Annotated in this window: 12 protein-coding genes; 4 read left to right on the top strand and 8 right to left on the bottom strand. The window is 59.0% G+C overall.

Features of this window, described 5'->3' with window-relative positions; genetic code table 11:
- Positions 1–127 precede the first annotated feature (127 nt).
- The 4 genes from ACIPLA_RS04350 to ACIPLA_RS04335 all read left to right on the top strand — a co-directional run bounded on the left by ACIPLA_RS04350 (position 128) and on the right by ACIPLA_RS04335 (position 4,903).
- Positions 128–622, top strand: a complete 495-nt coding sequence (locus ACIPLA_RS04350; protein WP_123498167.1) for a polysaccharide deacetylase — start codon at positions 128–130, stop codon at positions 620–622.
- A 285-nt stretch (positions 623–907) separates the two neighbouring features.
- Positions 908–2,842, top strand: a complete 1,935-nt coding sequence (locus ACIPLA_RS04345; protein WP_123498165.1) for an ATP-dependent DNA helicase RecQ — start codon at positions 908–910, stop codon at positions 2,840–2,842.
- A gap of 226 nt (positions 2,843–3,068) precedes the next feature.
- Entirely contained in the window at positions 3,069–4,295 is a 1,227-nt protein-coding gene (locus ACIPLA_RS04340; protein WP_401171777.1) for a 3-hydroxyacyl-CoA dehydrogenase NAD-binding domain-containing protein, read from the top strand.
- Positions 4,296–4,471: 176 nt separating this feature from the next.
- The gene (locus ACIPLA_RS04335; protein ID WP_218399312.1) at positions 4,472–4,903 is read left to right on the top strand and encodes a thioesterase family protein; all 432 of its coding nucleotides are present in this window, start codon (positions 4,472–4,474) and stop codon (positions 4,901–4,903) included.
- Between the two features lie 69 nt (positions 4,904–4,972).
- Here ACIPLA_RS04335 and ACIPLA_RS04330 read toward each other — a convergent pair whose 3' ends face one another.
- The 8 genes from ACIPLA_RS04330 to ACIPLA_RS04295 form a co-directional block, all read right to left on the bottom strand.
- Positions 4,973–5,464: a glycine zipper domain-containing protein gene (locus ACIPLA_RS04330; RefSeq protein ID WP_218399313.1), complete on the bottom strand. Its 492-nt coding sequence runs from the start codon at positions 5,462–5,464 to the stop codon at positions 4,973–4,975.
- A gap of 338 nt (positions 5,465–5,802) precedes the next feature.
- Entirely contained in the window at positions 5,803–6,669 is an 867-nt protein-coding gene (locus ACIPLA_RS04325) for an ABC transporter permease (RefSeq protein WP_218399314.1), read from the bottom strand.
- Between the two features lie 19 nt (positions 6,670–6,688).
- Positions 6,689–7,549, bottom strand: a complete 861-nt coding sequence (locus ACIPLA_RS04320; RefSeq protein ID WP_218399315.1) for an ABC transporter ATP-binding protein — start codon at positions 7,547–7,549, stop codon at positions 6,689–6,691.
- A gap of 5 nt (positions 7,550–7,554) precedes the next feature.
- Positions 7,555–8,580, bottom strand: coding sequence for an ABC transporter substrate-binding protein (locus ACIPLA_RS04315; RefSeq protein WP_218399316.1), 1,026 nt, complete (start codon positions 8,578–8,580; stop codon positions 7,555–7,557).
- 15 nt (positions 8,581–8,595) lie between these two features.
- A complete protein-coding gene (locus ACIPLA_RS04310; RefSeq protein ID WP_218399317.1) occupies positions 8,596–9,507 on the bottom strand; it encodes a TauD/TfdA family dioxygenase in 912 nt (303 codons plus the stop codon).
- A gap of 301 nt (positions 9,508–9,808) precedes the next feature.
- Positions 9,809–11,176 (bottom strand): HlyD family type I secretion periplasmic adaptor subunit, encoded by a 1,368-nt coding sequence (locus ACIPLA_RS04305; RefSeq protein ID WP_063341962.1) that lies wholly within the window; start codon positions 11,174–11,176, stop codon positions 9,809–9,811.
- Positions 11,166–13,322, bottom strand: a complete 2,157-nt coding sequence (locus ACIPLA_RS04300) for a type I secretion system permease/ATPase (RefSeq protein ID WP_050682105.1) — start codon at positions 13,320–13,322, stop codon at positions 11,166–11,168. Before ACIPLA_RS04300 ends, ACIPLA_RS04305 begins: the two co-directional genes overlap by 11 nt.
- Positions 13,323–13,361: 39 nt before the next feature.
- The gene (locus tag ACIPLA_RS04295) at positions 13,362–14,714 is read right to left on the bottom strand and encodes a TolC family outer membrane protein (RefSeq protein WP_008074875.1); all 1,353 of its coding nucleotides are present in this window, start codon (positions 14,712–14,714) and stop codon (positions 13,362–13,364) included.
- Positions 14,715–14,882 lie beyond the last annotated feature (168 nt).

The raw sequence follows: 14,882 nt of genomic DNA, 5'->3' as shown, positions 1-14,882 counted from the left end.
TTTTCCCCCGAGAGGTCGATATTCCTACGGGATTGTCAGGCGTGGCGCACTGAACCTCCGTAGGGTGCGCGCCAGATTTTGTAGGACGTTTCGAAACGTCTGAGTCGACTCTTAAAGGGAATTAGGTATGCAATGGCTACGTATGGCCTCGATTTTGTTGTTATGGGCCGGTGTTTGGCGAATGGCGGGCGCTACCGATGCGGGTCATTCGCTGGCTCTCGAACACACCGGTTGGCCCGATGCCCTGACCACCCAGGCAGATGTCGACACGGCATCCCGCGCCGAGGTGTTGATGGTGGGCAAGGCGCTGCTGGCCAGCGAAGCGCTGGATGAACAGGGTCTGAAACAGCGACTGGGTGTGCAGGCTGTGAAGCTCAAATCGGTCAGACAAGTGCGTGAGGGGTTGTGGGATCGGTTGCTGGTCACCTACCGCAATGCCAGTCAGGATTGCGACGGCGAACTCTTCTGCCCACGTGTGCGCAACGTCGCTGATTTGCGTCAGTTGGCGGCGGCGTTCACGGGCGAAATCAGCCCGGCTTATGCAGTTTGGGCGAGCAAGAGCCGAGTGTTTCATGAGCAGGCGCTGGATGAGCAGTTGCGGGTGGCGGTGTTGGTGCCCTGATTTTTTATTAATGTTTTATTGATGTTTTTTGGGTGATATTGCTGGCCTCTTCGCGAGCAAGCCCGCTCCCACAGTTGACCGCGTTCTTACGTAGGAACTCGGTCTAATGTGGGAGCGGGCTTGCTCGCGAAAACGATCTGCCAGCCGCCCCATTCCCTGCGCCGTGCAGTCTCCCCGACCTATCCGCTGTATCATCCAGTATCGTTTTTACCCCGACCTTTTCTCGACTCGTTGCGTTCGCCGGCTAGGCTTTGGGCTTCGCAGCGGTCAACGGAGTGACAGCTTATGCACAACACCCTGGAACAGGTTTTCGGTTACCCACAGTTTCGACCCGGCCAGGAGGCGGCGGTCAGTGCTGTGTTGGCCGGGCGCTCGGCGGCGGCGATTTTCCCGACCGGTTCGGGCAAGTCCCTTTGCTATCAACTGCCGGCCTTGTTGCTGCCGCACCTGACGTTGGTGGTCTCACCTTTGCTGGCGTTGATGCAGGATCAGTTAGCGTTCTTGCAGCGCCACGGCATTGCGGCGGGCAGTATCGATTCGGCCCAGAGCCGCGATGACGCCAGCGATGTGATGGCCCGGGCAAAGTCCGGCGAGCTGAAGATTTTGATGATTTCCGTAGAGCGCCTGAAGAACGAGCGCTTCCGCCATTTTTTGCAGCAGGTGCCGATCTCGCTGCTGGTGGTGGACGAGGCCCACTGCATCTCTGAATGGGGCCATAACTTTCGCCCCGATTACCTCAAGCTGCCGGACTATCAGCGCCAGTTCAATATCCCTCAGGCGCTGCTGCTGACCGCCACCGCGACACCCAAGGTGATCGCCGACATGCAGGCTAAATTCGCCATCGCCCCTGAGGATGTGGTGACGACCGGTTTCTACCGGCCCAACCTCAATCTGTTGGTGGAACCGGTACGCGGCCAGGACAAGCGACGACGCCTTGTCGAGTGGATGAGCCAGCGTCCCGGCCAGCCGAGTATTGTCTACGTCACCCTGCAGAAAACCGCCGAGCACATCGCCGAACATCTGGGGCGCAATGGCATTCAGGCCGAGGCCTATCACGCCGGTTTGCCGCACGAACAGCGCGAAGCAATCCAGCGGCGGTTCATGGGTGGGCAATCCAATTGCATCGTCGCCACCATTGCCTTTGGCATGGGCATCGATAAAAGCGATATCCGCAACGTGGTGCATTTCGACCTGCCTAAATCCATCGAAAACTACAGCCAGGAAATCGGTCGCGCCGGGCGTGACGGGCAGCCATCCGATTGCCTGGTGCTAGCCAACCGCGACAGCCTCAACGTGCTGGAAAACTTCGTCTATGGCGACACGCCGGAACGGGACGGCATTCGTTGCGTGCTCGACGAGTTGCAAGCCACTGCGCCCGAGGGGCAATGGGAGTTTCTGCTGGGACCTTTGGCCGATCAGAGCAACATTCGCCAGTTACCGCTCAAGACTTTGCTGGTGCAGCTGGAACTGCGCGCAATGATCGCCCCGCGTTATGCCTATTACGCCGAATACCGCTTCAAGTATTTGCAGGAACCCGAAGCATTGCTTGCCCGATTTGAAGGTGAACGAAAGGACTTCGTCTCGGCAATCATCCAGACCTCCAGCCGCGCACGGACCTGGGCCACGGTGAATTTCGATGCGCTGTATGAGCAGTATTCCGCCGAGCGCAGTCGGGTGGTCAAGGCGCTGGATTATTTTCAGGAAAAGGGCTGGGTCGAGGTCGAAAGCAAGCAGATGACCGAGGTCTACAGCCTGCTGCAAGCGGACTTTGATTCCCAAACCCTGAGCGCTGAATTGCACGCCTACTTCACCCAACACGAGCGCACCGAGATCGCGCGAATTCACGCCATGCTGGATCTGTTCGCTACCGACCACTGCCTGGGTTACCGCCTGGCCGAGTACTTCGGCGACGATCACGCACCCCGGCAGTGTGGGCATTGTTCCGTGTGTCACGGTCACGTGGCGCGATTGCCAGCGCCACCGGAATTGCCAGCGCTTGTGGATAAAAATTTCGAGGCGCTGTGTGGTGATTTTATCCACAGGCACGAGCAGCACACGGGCAACCTCCCTTCGGCTGAGCGCGTAACAAGATTTCTATGTGGGATCAGCGTGCCGCTGTTTACCAAGCTCAAGGCGCGCTCGATTCCGGGGTTTGCGGCGTTGGAGGATTATCCGTATGGCGACGTGCGCGACTGGGCTCAAGCGCACCTGCCAAGTTGAAACACCGTCAATGTGTGCGGGCTTGCTCGCGAAGAGGCCATCAGAATCAACATTGATGTTGCCTGACACACCGCTTTCGCGAGCAAGCCCGCTCCCACAGGGATATCGGTGTTTTTGAAAGCTTATCCATCCCCTGAATGTCGCTCATCACAGGAATAAACTTCAAAAAAGCCCGGCGCCTGACTATGGTGAGGACTGTCTTTGGATCGCTAACAAGAGAACAATCATGAGCCAGACACCGTTCGATATTCAGCGCGCCGCCGTGATCGGCGCCGGCACCATGGGCCGTGGCATTGTCATGTGCCTGGCCAACGCCGGGGTGCCGGTGCAATGGGTCGATAACAATCCGCAGATGCTTGAGCAAGCGCTGACCAGCGTGGCTGAGACTTACGCCCACAACGTGCGTCAGGGGCGGATCGATCAGGCCGAGGCGGATGCGCGCATTGCACGGGTAACGGCGGCTGCTGATTACGCAGCGATCCGCGATGTCGATCTGGTCATCGAAGCGGTCTACGAAAACCTCGAGTTGAAACAGAAAATCTTCCGCGAACTCGACGGCGTGATGAAACCTGAAGCGATTCTGGCCAGCAATACCTCGGCACTGGACATCGACGCGATGGCTGCTGTCACTCGCCGTCCGCAACAGGTCCTGGGCCTGCATTTCTTCAGCCCGGCGCACATCATGAAATTGCTGGAGATCGTGCGCGGTGCCCAGACGGAGCCGGCGGTACTCGATGCGGCCTTGGCCTTGGGCCAACGCATGGGCAAGGTCAGCGTGGTGTCGGGCAACTGTCATGGCTTCATTGGCAACCGCATGCTGCATCCGTACGTGCTCGAAGCGCGCAAGATGCTGCTGGAGGGCGCCTTGCCTTATCAGGTGGATGCGGCGCTGCAAGATTTTGGTTTCGCCATGGGGCCGTTCCGCATGTACGACGTGGTTGGCATCGACCTGGAGTGGCGCGCTCGGGAGTTGGCTGGCAAAGGCCAGGATGCGCCGGAGGTTCAAGTGGACAACCGCTTGTGCGAGCTGGGGCGTTTCGGTCAGAAGAGTGGCGATGGGTATTACCACTACGAACCGGGCAGTCGTCAGGCTGAGCACGATCTGGAAGTCGATGCGCTGGTACTGAAAGTCAGCGAAGGGTTGGGGTTCCAGCGTCGCGAGATCGGCCCTGAAGAGGTTCTAGAGCGTTGTTTGCTGGCGCTGGTCAACGAAGGGGCGAAGATTCTTCAGGAAGGCATCGCGGCATCGGCGCATGACATCGACCTGGTCTATCTCAACGGTTATGGCTTCCCGGCGGACAAGGGCGGGCCGATGGCCTGGGCGGATCAGCAAGGGTTGGAAGCTATTCATCTGCGGTTGTTGCAGCTTGAGACCAAGCAGGGCGATCACTGGGCGCCGGCGCGGTTGATTGGTGAACTGGCGGCAGAGGGGCGAGGGTTCGCTGACATGTGATTTTATGTGGCGTTTGTGAAGGCCCCTTCGCGAGCAAGCCCGCTCCCACACTGGATCTCAGACGTACACAAAACCTGTGTCCAATAAAGATTGAATGTGGGAGCGGGCTTGCTCGCGAAGAACGATAACGCGGTTTACACCTTAGACTCGCTGTTCAACCCCAGGAACTGACGCTGATGTCCAACCCGATGCCCCAACGCACCGACTACCCGCACTTCCAGCCCATCACCACTCGCTGGCACGACAATGACGCCTACGGTCACGTCAACAATGTCACCTACTACAGTTTTTTCGATACGGCGGTAAACACCTACCTGATCGAAGTCGGTGGCCTGGATATCCATAACGGCGAGGTGGTGGGGTTTGTGGTGAGTTCGGCCTGCGACTACTTTGCCTCTATCGCTTTCCCGGACCGGATCGAGATCGGCCTGCGGGTCGGCAAGTTGGGCAACAGCTCGGTGCAATACGAATTGGCGGTGTTCAAGGCAGGAGAAGACGAAGCCTGTGCGGCGGGGCGCTTCGTGCATGTGTTTGTGGATCGGACCACCAATCAACCGGTGGCAATTCCTGCCGGATTGCGCGGGGCCTTGGAGCGGCTAGCGGTTTGAGGAGCAAAAAAAATCGCAGCCCGAGGGCTGCGATTTTTTGATCTACCGGTAAACGAGGCGATTCAAGCCTCAGTCGCGATAGTGATGTTTATGCTTGCGATGGCCATAGGCATGACCACGACCTGGATGGCCGCGACGGTAGTAACCACGATCGTCATCATCATAACCACGACGATAGGAACGACGATCATCGTCGTCATCGCTCTTGTTGCCCATGTAGTTACCCAGCGCGCCACCGGCGCCGCCACCTGCTGCGGAGCCGATCAGGCTGCCGGTGGTGCCGCCCACGCTGCGGCCGACCACGTTACCGCCTGCTGCGCCCAACGCACCGCCAATGGCTGCTTCGCCACGGCTGCGTTTGTCTGCGCCGACTGCGCTACCACCCGCGCCGCCCAGGGCCGCGCCAATGGTTGAACCTGTATTGCCGCCTAGCGATTGACCGACGACCGAGCCAAGAACCCCGCCCAATGCGCCGCCCACACCTGCTTCGGTGGTGCCGCCTGCAGAAGCGAAGCCACTGACCAGGCCAAGGGACAACAAGAGAATCGAGGAGAACTTCATAGAGGAACCTCAAGGGGATGACGGCGCGATCCTGAGGCTGTGTCATGGTTGTGACAATAGAAATCCGACGAGTAACACGACTTGAGCACAATTCTATAAGTTACTGTTTTTTGGGCGGAACTTAAGTGTTTTTCGCCGGTCTTTAACTACTTCGCAAAGGCCGTTCTTATACAGAAACGGCCTTTTTTGTGGGCGATTGGAAAGTGCGGATCGAAAAAATTCGTTGAATGTTCTACCGCCATCGCTAGCAGGCTCGCCCCCACAGTGGAGTTTCGGTCGAACACAAATGCTGTGTCCACTTGAAGACCGCGATGGGGCCAGATCAGACACCGCAGAACCTACCGCTGCATCCCCCACCGCTTCACCGTCACCCGCTCCAACGTATCAAACACCAGGTTTTCCACCAGCAACCCAATCAGAATCACCACCGCTAACCCGGCAAACACCTTGTCGGTATACAGCTCATTACGATTCTGGAAGATGTACCACCCCAAACCACCCTTGCCACTGGTAGCGCCAAACACCAATTCAGCAGCAATCAGCGTACGCCAGGCGAAGGCCCAGCCGATTTTCAGCCCGGCAAGAATCGACGGCAACGCGGCCGGGATCAGGATGAACAACACGAAACGGATGCCCTTGAGGCCGTAATTGCGCCCGGCCATGCGCAAGGTTTCCGAGACACCGAGAAACCCGGCATAGGTGTTCAAGGCCAACGCCCAGAGCACCGAATGCACCAGTACAAAAATCAGGCTGTTCTGCCCCAGGCCAAACCACAGCAGCGCCAGCGGCAACAGGGCAATCGCGGGCAACGGGTTGAACATCGAGGTCAGCGTGCTCAGCAAATCGCGACCGAACCGGGTCGACACCGCCAGCGTCGTCAGGACAAACGCCAGAACGATGCCGATCAGGTAACCCTTGAGCAAAACAACCAGCGAAATCCACACCTTGCTCAGCAGTTCGCCGCTGAGCAGGCCATCCCGCAGCGCGCTGGCGGTTTGCAGAAAACTCGGCAGCAGCAGGTCGTTGTTCTGATAACGGGCAACGGCTTCCCAAAGCACCGCGAGCAAAATCAGGATCAGGCTTTTGCGTAGCCAGCCTTGCTGCCAGAGGCGCTGGCCGAGCGGTAATTCACGCTCCAGCGGTACGCTGGTCAGCGGCTGCAAAACCGTTTCGTACTCTTTACGCGCAGATGATGAATGGCTCATCGGGCAATCCTCCAATGGCTCAATAAGCGATGCGAATGTCGGAGAAATCCAGCTCACGCTCGGTTTCCGGGGACTGACCTTCATCGAACAACAGCCGATGAATCCGCCGCGCCGATTCCTGGAACGCCACGCCACCCAAGCTGTGCAAGTCGTATTGATGGCTGTGGACTTCCGCCCGCACCCGCCCCGGATGAGGCGACAGCAGCAAAATCCGGTTGCCCACCACCAACGCCTCTTCGATGGAGTGAGTGACGAACAACAACGTGAAACGCACCTCCTCCCAGAGCAGCAACAACTCTTCCTGCATCTTGCGTCGGGTCAGCGCGTCGAGGGCGGCGAAGGGCTCGTCCATCAACAGGATCTTCGGCTGCATCGCCAAGGCGCGAGCAATGGCCACGCGAGCTTTCATGCCGCCAGACAAGGTATGCGGGTAGGCATCGGCAAACGCCGCCAGACCGACTTTGTCCAGATAATGCAGCGCCCGCTCTTCAGCCTCTTTGCGCTTGAGGGTTTTGGAAGCGAGCAGCGCAAACATCACGTTCTGTTTGACGGTTTTCCACGGTGGCAGTTGATCGAACTCCTGGAACACCACGATCCGGTCTGGCCCTGGCGCATCGACCCGCTGGCCTTGCAGGCGAATCTCACCCTCACAGGGCGGGATGAACCCGGCAACGGCTTTGAGCAACGTCGACTTGCCGCAGCCCGAAGGACCGAGCAGCACAAAGCGGTCCGCCGGATCGATCTCGAAACTGACCTGATGGGTCGCTCGAACCACCCGCGCTGGCGTGCGGTATTCCAGGCTGACCTGGTCGACCGACAGCAGCGCTTGAGCTGCCGCGATCGGCTTGCTGGCCGTGTGGCCTTGCAAAGGGGCGTTCATTTCGGTCAGCTCCCTTGCAGCGGTGTGGTGTCTTGGAAGAAGTAATCCTTCCACGAATCCGGTTTGTTTTTGATCGCACCGACGCGGTAGAGGAACTCGGCCAGCGGGTAGGTGTTTTTCGGCGTGATGCTGAATTCGAACTGCGGGTTGTCGATGATTTTCAGCAACGCTGCGCGGTCGATTTTGGCCTTGGTGACACGGATGTAAGTGTCGGCCGCCGCGCCTTTATCGTTCTGCGCAAACTCGGCCGCTTCAGTCAGCGCGGCGATGAAGGCTTTGTAGGTTTTCGGGTTCTCGTCGCGGAATTTCTCGGTGGCGAACAGCACCGTCGGCGAGTTCGGACCCAGCAAGTCATAGGTGTTCAGCACCACATGCACGTTGGGGTTTTGCAGCGCCTGATCCTGGAACGGCGGGTTGGAGAAGTGCCCACTCAACTCGGTACCACCGGCGATCAGTGCCGCGGTGGCATCCGGGTGCGGAACGGCGATGGTGTACTTGTCGAGGCGATTGAATTCCTTGTCGCCCCATTGCTTGGCCGCCGCGTATTGCAGGAAGCGCGACTGCACCGACACCCCAACCGCCGGCACCGCGATGCGGTCCTTCTCGGTGAAATCGGCGATGGTTTTGACCTTGGGATTATTGCTCACCAGGTAGTAAGGGAAGTTGCCCAGGGAGGCCACGGCTTTGACGTTTTGCTTGCCGTGAGTGCGGTCCCAAATGGTCAGCAGCGGGCCGACGCCGGCTCCGGCAATGTCGATGGAACCGGAAAGCAACGCATCATTGACCGCTGAGCCGCCAGAGAGCTGGGTCCAGTCGACCTTGATGTCGATGCCTTCCTGCTTGCCGTACTTCTCGATCAGGTTCTGATCGCGCACAACGTTGAGCAGCAGATAAACGACGCCGAACTGTTCGGCGATACGGATTTCACCTTCGGCGTGAGCCACGGTCGGCGCCACCAGGCTGCCGGCGAGCAGGCTGAAACCCAGGCCAATGGCCGCAGCCAAGGGTGCAAATGGAAGACGTTTGGACATGGGAATTCTCCGAAATCAGAAAGGCGCATCGCCCTGGATGGTGGTGCGATACAACTTGCGGCGCAGATGGCTGGGGCATCCGGCGGCGAGGTGAATCAGCGAGCGGTTGTCCCAGAACACCAGGTCGTGGGCCTGCCATTGATGGCGGTAAATGTTTTGCGCCAGCACGCTGTGGGCGTAGAGCTCGTCGAGCAATTGTTTGCTCTCGTCTTCCGGCAAACCGACGATGCGGGTGGTGAAGCCCTCGCTGACGAACAACGCCTTGCGTCCGTTTTCCGGGTGGGTGCGGACGATGGGGTGAACCACTTCGGCGACCTGAGCGAGTTGCTCCGGCGTCAGGGTCGGGCGCCAATTGCCTTCGAATTTGCTCTCGCTGTAACGCGCGGTATAGGAATGCGCGGCCGAGCGTCCTTTGACGGCTTTGCGCAGTGCTTCGGGCAGGCTGTCCCAGGCTTTGTGCATGTCGGCGAACAGCGTGTCGCCACCTTCGGACGGCAGCTCCTGGGCATGCAGCATCGAGCCCAGGCTCGGCAGTTCTTTATAGGACAGGTCCGAATGCCAGAACTTGCCGGCATCACCAAGACCGATGGATTGGCCGTTTTCGATGATGTTGGAAACGATGAGAATTTCCGGATGCCCGGCCAGCAGGAACTGCTTGAGCACGTGAATCTGCAACACACCGAAACGGCGGCTGAAGGCGATCTGCTGTTCGGGAGTAATGCGCTGGTCGCGGAACACCACCACGTGATGATCCAGGTGCGCACGATGGACGCGGGCAAAATCCCGGTTGTTGATCGGGCGGGACAGGTCCAGGCCGATGATTTCGGCACCGACGGCGCCGCTGAACGGGCGGATTTCGAAGGATTGCGACGCGATAGCGGCGACGCTGGTTGAGGCAGGCTTTGGAGAAAAAGAGACAGCTGACATAAAAATCACTCCCACGCACGGCGCGCTCAAGGGCACGCATCGATCAGAAACTCACGGAGGTCCCGTGTTGGTTCGTGTCGTGCGGCGCGCCGATTGGTCGGCAGGTACGCAGGGGAATGACTTTATAGGTATAAGAATTTAAATTTAAATACCGTTAACGAATAACGATATGGCTTTTGAGATGTGGTGTCTTTGAGGCCTCTTCGCGGGCAAGCCTCGCTCCTACAGGGAATTTGTGAACGCACCATTCCCTGTAGGAGCGAGGCTTGCCCGCGAAGAGGCCATCAGCCCCAACCGAAAACTACCGCTCGTGCAACGCCTCGGCGCGCGCCCGAATAATCGGCTTGAGCAAATAACTGAGCACGGTCTTCTTACCGGTAATGATATCCACCGACGCCACCATCCCCGGGATGATCAACAACGGCTTCTCATCCGTCCCAAGGTGGCTGCGCTCTGTGCGCAGTTTGATGATGTAGTACGTGGTCTTCTTGTCTTCGTCGGTGATGGTGTCGGCACCGATCTGCTCCAGCTTGGCTTTCAGGCCGCCGTAGATGGTGTAGTCGTAGGCCGTGAACTTCACAGTGGCGTCCTGCCCCGGATGCAGGAACGCGATGTCTTGCGGACGAATTTTGGCTTCTACCAGCAAGGTGTCATCCAGCGGCACGATCTCCACCAGATCGCTGCCCGGCTGGATCACGCCGCCGATGGTGTTCACCAGCAACTTGTTGACGATGCCGCGCACCGGCGATGTCACCAGCGTCCGGCTAACCCGGTCTTCCAGAGCCTTGCCAGTGGCTTGGGCCTTGTTCAGATCGGTGCGTGCTTCGTTGAGTTGGGTCAGGGCTTCACTGCGGAATTTGCCGCGAGTCTCGTCGATCTTGCGCTGCACTTCCTTGATCGCCGATTCGGCCCGAGGAATCGCCAGCGTAGTGGCGTCCAGCTGGCCGCGGGTTTCGACCTCGGCACGCTTGAGTCGCAAAACCTCCACCGGCGATACTGCGCCCTGAGCCACCAACGGCTCGGACATGTTGATTTCCTGACGTTGCAGCGACAACGCGTTGCGGTACTGAGACTGTTTGGAGGTGAACTCACGCAGCTCTTGCTGACGCTGGATCAACTGCTCTTTCAAGCCACCGATTTCATCGTACAGTTGCTGACGACGGCTGATGTACAGCGACTCTTCACTGGCAGCCTGAGTAGGAACAGCCTTGAGCACGTCGGCGGGGAAGTTCAGCGGACGGTCATCGACCTCGGCGCTCAAGCGCTCCACACGCAGCAGCATCGACAGCCGATCGGCTTCGGTTTCACCGACATTGGAGGCAAACCGTGTGTCGTCAAGACGAATCAGCGGCGCGCCGGCCTCGACGATCTGCCCTTCAGTCACGAACAACTCGGAGACGATGCCGCCCTCAAGGTTCTGGATTTTCTGGATCTTCGACGACGGAATCGCCTTGCCGTCGCCCTTGGTGACTTCATCGATCACCGCGAAGTTGGCCCAAAGCATCAAGAATACGAAGAAGCCGATGATCGCCCAGATCGTCAACCGCACCACGCGCGGGGCGTCTTCGATCAGCGCTTTGTTGACCTCGGGAAGGGGCTGGCCTTGCAGCGATGCGGAGCCTTTGAAGTAACGGCGGATGGAATCCTTGACCCCGGACTTAAGCAACACTGATCTGCCCCTTCTTCAACGCTTCCATCACGGCGGCTTTCGGGCCATCGGCGAGTATCTGCCCACGGTCGATCACCAACAGGCGATCCACCAGCGACAACAGCGAAGCCCGGTGCGTTACCAGCACCACGGTCTTGTTCTCAACCACCGCAGCGAGGCGTTGCTTGAGGCGTTCTTCGCCGGTGTTGTCCATGGCGCTGGTCGGTTCGTCCAGCAACAGGATCGGCGGGTTGAGCAGCAGCGCTCGGGCCAGGGCGACGTTCTGACGCTGACCACCGGACAGGTTCTGCCCACGTTCACCGACTTGCAGCTCATAACCTTGCGGGTGCAGACGGGCGAATTCGTGGACGCCGGCCAGTTCCGCGGCTTGCAGCACCAGTTCGTCTTCGACATAGCGCGCGCCCGAGACCAAATTGTCGCGCAGGGTACCGGCGAGCAATTGGATGTCCTGGGGTACGTAGCCGATGTTGTGGCGCAATTCGCTGACGTCGATCTGACGGATATCCACACCATCCACCAGCAATGCGCCGTCGTCCGGTTGATAGAGGCCCACCAGCAATTTGGCCAGGGAGCTTTTGCCCGAGCCGCTGCGACCGATGATGCCGATCTTCTCGCCGGGCTTGATGATCAGGTTAATGTTCTTCAGCGCGGGGTTCTGCTGATCCGGGTAAGTGAAGCTCAGCTGACGGCATTCAATGGCGCCTTGCAGCACCTTGCGGCTCAGTGGGCGCTCGTCGAAATTGCGCTCCTGGGGCAGCTCCATCATCTGATCGACCGAGGTCATGGTCACGCGGGCCTGCTGGTAGCGGGTCAGCAGACCGGACAGTGAGGCCAATGGGCTGAGAGCACGACCGCTGAGCATGTAGCACGCGATCAAGCCGCCCATGCTCAGGTGGCCGTCGATGATCTGGTATACGCCGAAGACGATCATGATCACCCCGGCCAGTTGCTGGATCAGCAAGGTGATGTTCATCGCCAGACCGGACAGCATTTTCACCCGCAGCTCGAGGCGGCTGAGGGTGCCGATGGTCTGCTCCCACTGATACTGGCGTTCGCTTTCGGCGTTGTTGACCTTCACCGCATCGAGGCCGGCGAGGGTTTCGATCAGGCTCGACTGACGCTCGGCGCCCAGGGCCATGGTTCGTTCCATGGTCGCCACCAGCGGCTTCTGCAAGGCATAGCCGATCAGCAAGGCAATCGGGAACGCCAGCACCGGAATCCACACCAGATGCCCGCCCAGAATCGCGATGACCATGAAGATCAGCAGCGTAAACGGCAGGTCGATCAGGCTGGTGAGGGTCAGCGACGCGAGGAAGTCCCGCAGGCTCTGAAACTCATGGATGTTCTGCGCGAAGCTGCCAACCCGCGCCGGGCGGTACTTCATGGCCATGCCAACGATGCGCTCGAACAGCGTCGCGGAGATGATCAGGTCGGTTTTCTTGCCGGCCAGGTCCAGGCACAGGCTGCGCAGGCTCTTGAGGATCAGGTCGAACAGATAAGCGCCCGTGATGCCGATGGCCAGTACCCACAGGGTCGACTCGGCCTGGTTTGGCACCACGCGATCATAGACATTCATCACGAACAGCGGCGCGGCCATGGCAATGATGTTGATCAGAAAACTGGCGGCGATGGCGTCGGCGTACAGCCAGCGCGAACGCTTGAGGGTGTCGCGAAACCACGAACGCGCGCGCGGGATCAGCGTGCCGTGGTTAACGTCGAATTTATGTTGGGGTTGGGCGAAGAAGACTTTGCCGCTGTAATCGTCGGCGAGCAGTTCACGGCTGACACAGACCTCACCACCATCGCTTTCGCTAAGCAGCAGGCGGGCCTGGTCTTCACCGTGCCAGCCGAGCAGCACCGCGCTGCGACCTTCCTTGAGCAGCAACAGCGCCGGCATGGCAATCGCCGGAATTTGCTCCAGCTTGCGCTGCAACACCCGCCCTTGCAGCCCGGCGCGAGCGGCCGCTCGGGGCAGCAGTTCGACGCTCAGGCGTTGTTTGGGTAACGGCAGGCCGGTGGTCAGCATCGCGGCGCTGGCCGGTTTCTGGTGCAAAGTGCAAAGGGCTAGCAGGCCGTCCAGTAACGGATCGTCATGCAGCGCGCGCGGATCATGAATGAGTTGAACTCGACTGACTTCTGATTCCACGCTCGACACTCTTGGCTAACGATTAAAATGAGGCAGGACTCAATTCATCCCGGGCAACTGAACCTTGGGCTTCACGTCGTTTTGCACAACGGATGCCAACGGTGCGACTACGCCCTGACTTTTGAGCAATTCGCCCATGGTCGCCTTGATTCGGTACTGAGTAAATAACTGAATGTTCTTGATCTCGGCCAGCCGACGGGAAGCGCTGAACAGCTCGTTTTCACTGTCGAGCAGGTCGAGCAAAGTGCGTTCGCCGAGGCTGAACTGCTTCTGGTACGCGCTACGCACGCTGGTGCTGCGATCGACATATTGCTGGGCGATCGGCACTTGGGCGTTAGCGTTGTTCAAGGCATTCCAGGCCAGACCCAGTTCTTCGTTCAACACACGCAGGGCATTGTTGCGAATATCCAGCGCCTGGTTCGACAGGTAGGACTTGGATTCCAGATCAGCCTTGTTGCTGCCACCGGCGAACAAATTGAAGCGCATGCGCAGCATGGCCTGCCATTCGTTGCTGTGACCGTTCTGACCGTCAATATCGTTGTCGGCGCTGCGACCCAATTCGGCATCGAAGCGCGGATAGAAGCTCGACTTGGCGGCTTCGTACTGTTTCTCGGCGGCAGCGATATCGGATTCGGCGGAGCGCAGGATCGGGCTATTTTCCAGCATCTGCGCCCGGGCTTCATTCAGGTTGGCCGGCAACAGCGCCATGAAATCGGCGGGCCGCTCCAGTTGATCGGGCATCTGGCCGACGGCGCTGAGGAAGTTGGTTTCGGCATCGGCCAGGTTGGTCTGTTCAGTGATCAGGTTGTTGCGGGCCTGGGCCATGCGCGCGTCAGCCTGATCAAGGTCGGCGCCGCTGCCCACGCCGCGCTGGGTGCGCAACTTGATCTGGTCGAGAATCCGTTCGTGGTTCTTCAGATTGTCTTCAGCCAGGCGCACGAATTCGCGGCGAGTCAATACATCGAGATAGACCTGAGCGACGGTCAGCCCGGTACGTTCCGACGTGCCCAGCAAGGAATAAGCGCGGGAATTAACGGTGGCTTGTTGACGCCCCACTTCGCTGGACGTCGCAAAACCGTCAAATACCATCTGTGACAGACGTAAACTTGACTCGCTACGGTTCAACGTTTCCCAGTGGTTATTGTTGCCAGCGGCGCGAGTGGTGACGCTGTCAGTGCCTTCGCGACCGTAACCACCGAGCAGATCGACCCGTGGCAGGTATCCACCTTTGGCGGCCTTTAACTGATAATCCGCGGCCAATCGGCTGTTAACCCCTGCCTGAATTTCCGGATGAACATCCAGCGCCTGTTGCATGGCCTGCGGGAGGCTTTGCGCCTGAACAAAGCTGGCGGCAAGGGCGAAGGGTAGAACCTTGAACAGGTGCAAACGCATAGTTGGAATTTCCCGGGACTTCTTGTCTTGAATCACTGCAGAACGTGGCGCTGCATCGGATGATGGCAACCGGAATGACCGTATGTCGGAAAGTTCAAAATCGGAACTGGATCACACGCTGCAGGACAGGTCGCCGCTTAAATATCAATGTGACATTACTAGGACGAT

Source organism: Pseudomonas sp. NPDC086112 (assembly GCF_044746425.1).
GTDB lineage: Bacteria > Pseudomonadota > Gammaproteobacteria > Pseudomonadales > Pseudomonadaceae > Aquipseudomonas.
This window is presented reverse-complemented; position numbering and strand designations above follow the sequence as displayed.

Excerpts from the sequence above, each read along its gene's own strand:
- ACIPLA_RS04350 (WP_123498167.1), top strand. The coding sequence starts at position 128 with ATGCAATGGCTACGTATGGCCTCGATTTTGTTGTTATGGGCCGGTGTT.
- ACIPLA_RS04345 (WP_123498165.1), top strand. The coding sequence starts at position 908 with ATGCACAACACCCTGGAACAGGTTTTCGGTTACCCACAGTTTCGACCC.
- ACIPLA_RS04340 (WP_401171777.1), top strand. The coding sequence starts at position 3,069 with ATGAGCCAGACACCGTTCGATATTCAGCGCGCCGCCGTGATCGGCGCC.
- ACIPLA_RS04335 (WP_218399312.1), top strand. The coding sequence starts at position 4,472 with ATGTCCAACCCGATGCCCCAACGCACCGACTACCCGCACTTCCAGCCC.
- ACIPLA_RS04330 (WP_218399313.1), bottom strand. The coding sequence starts at position 5,464 with ATGAAGTTCTCCTCGATTCTCTTGTTGTCCCTTGGCCTGGTCAGTGGC.
- ACIPLA_RS04325 (WP_218399314.1), bottom strand. The coding sequence starts at position 6,669 with ATGAGCCATTCATCATCTGCGCGTAAAGAGTACGAAACGGTTTTGCAG.
- ACIPLA_RS04320 (WP_218399315.1), bottom strand. The coding sequence starts at position 7,549 with ATGAACGCCCCTTTGCAAGGCCACACGGCCAGCAAGCCGATCGCGGCA.
- ACIPLA_RS04315 (WP_218399316.1), bottom strand. The coding sequence starts at position 8,580 with ATGTCCAAACGTCTTCCATTTGCACCCTTGGCTGCGGCCATTGGCCTG.
- ACIPLA_RS04310 (WP_218399317.1), bottom strand. The coding sequence starts at position 9,507 with ATGTCAGCTGTCTCTTTTTCTCCAAAGCCTGCCTCAACCAGCGTCGCC.
- ACIPLA_RS04295 (WP_008074875.1), bottom strand. The coding sequence starts at position 14,714 with ATGCGTTTGCACCTGTTCAAGGTTCTACCCTTCGCCCTTGCCGCCAGC.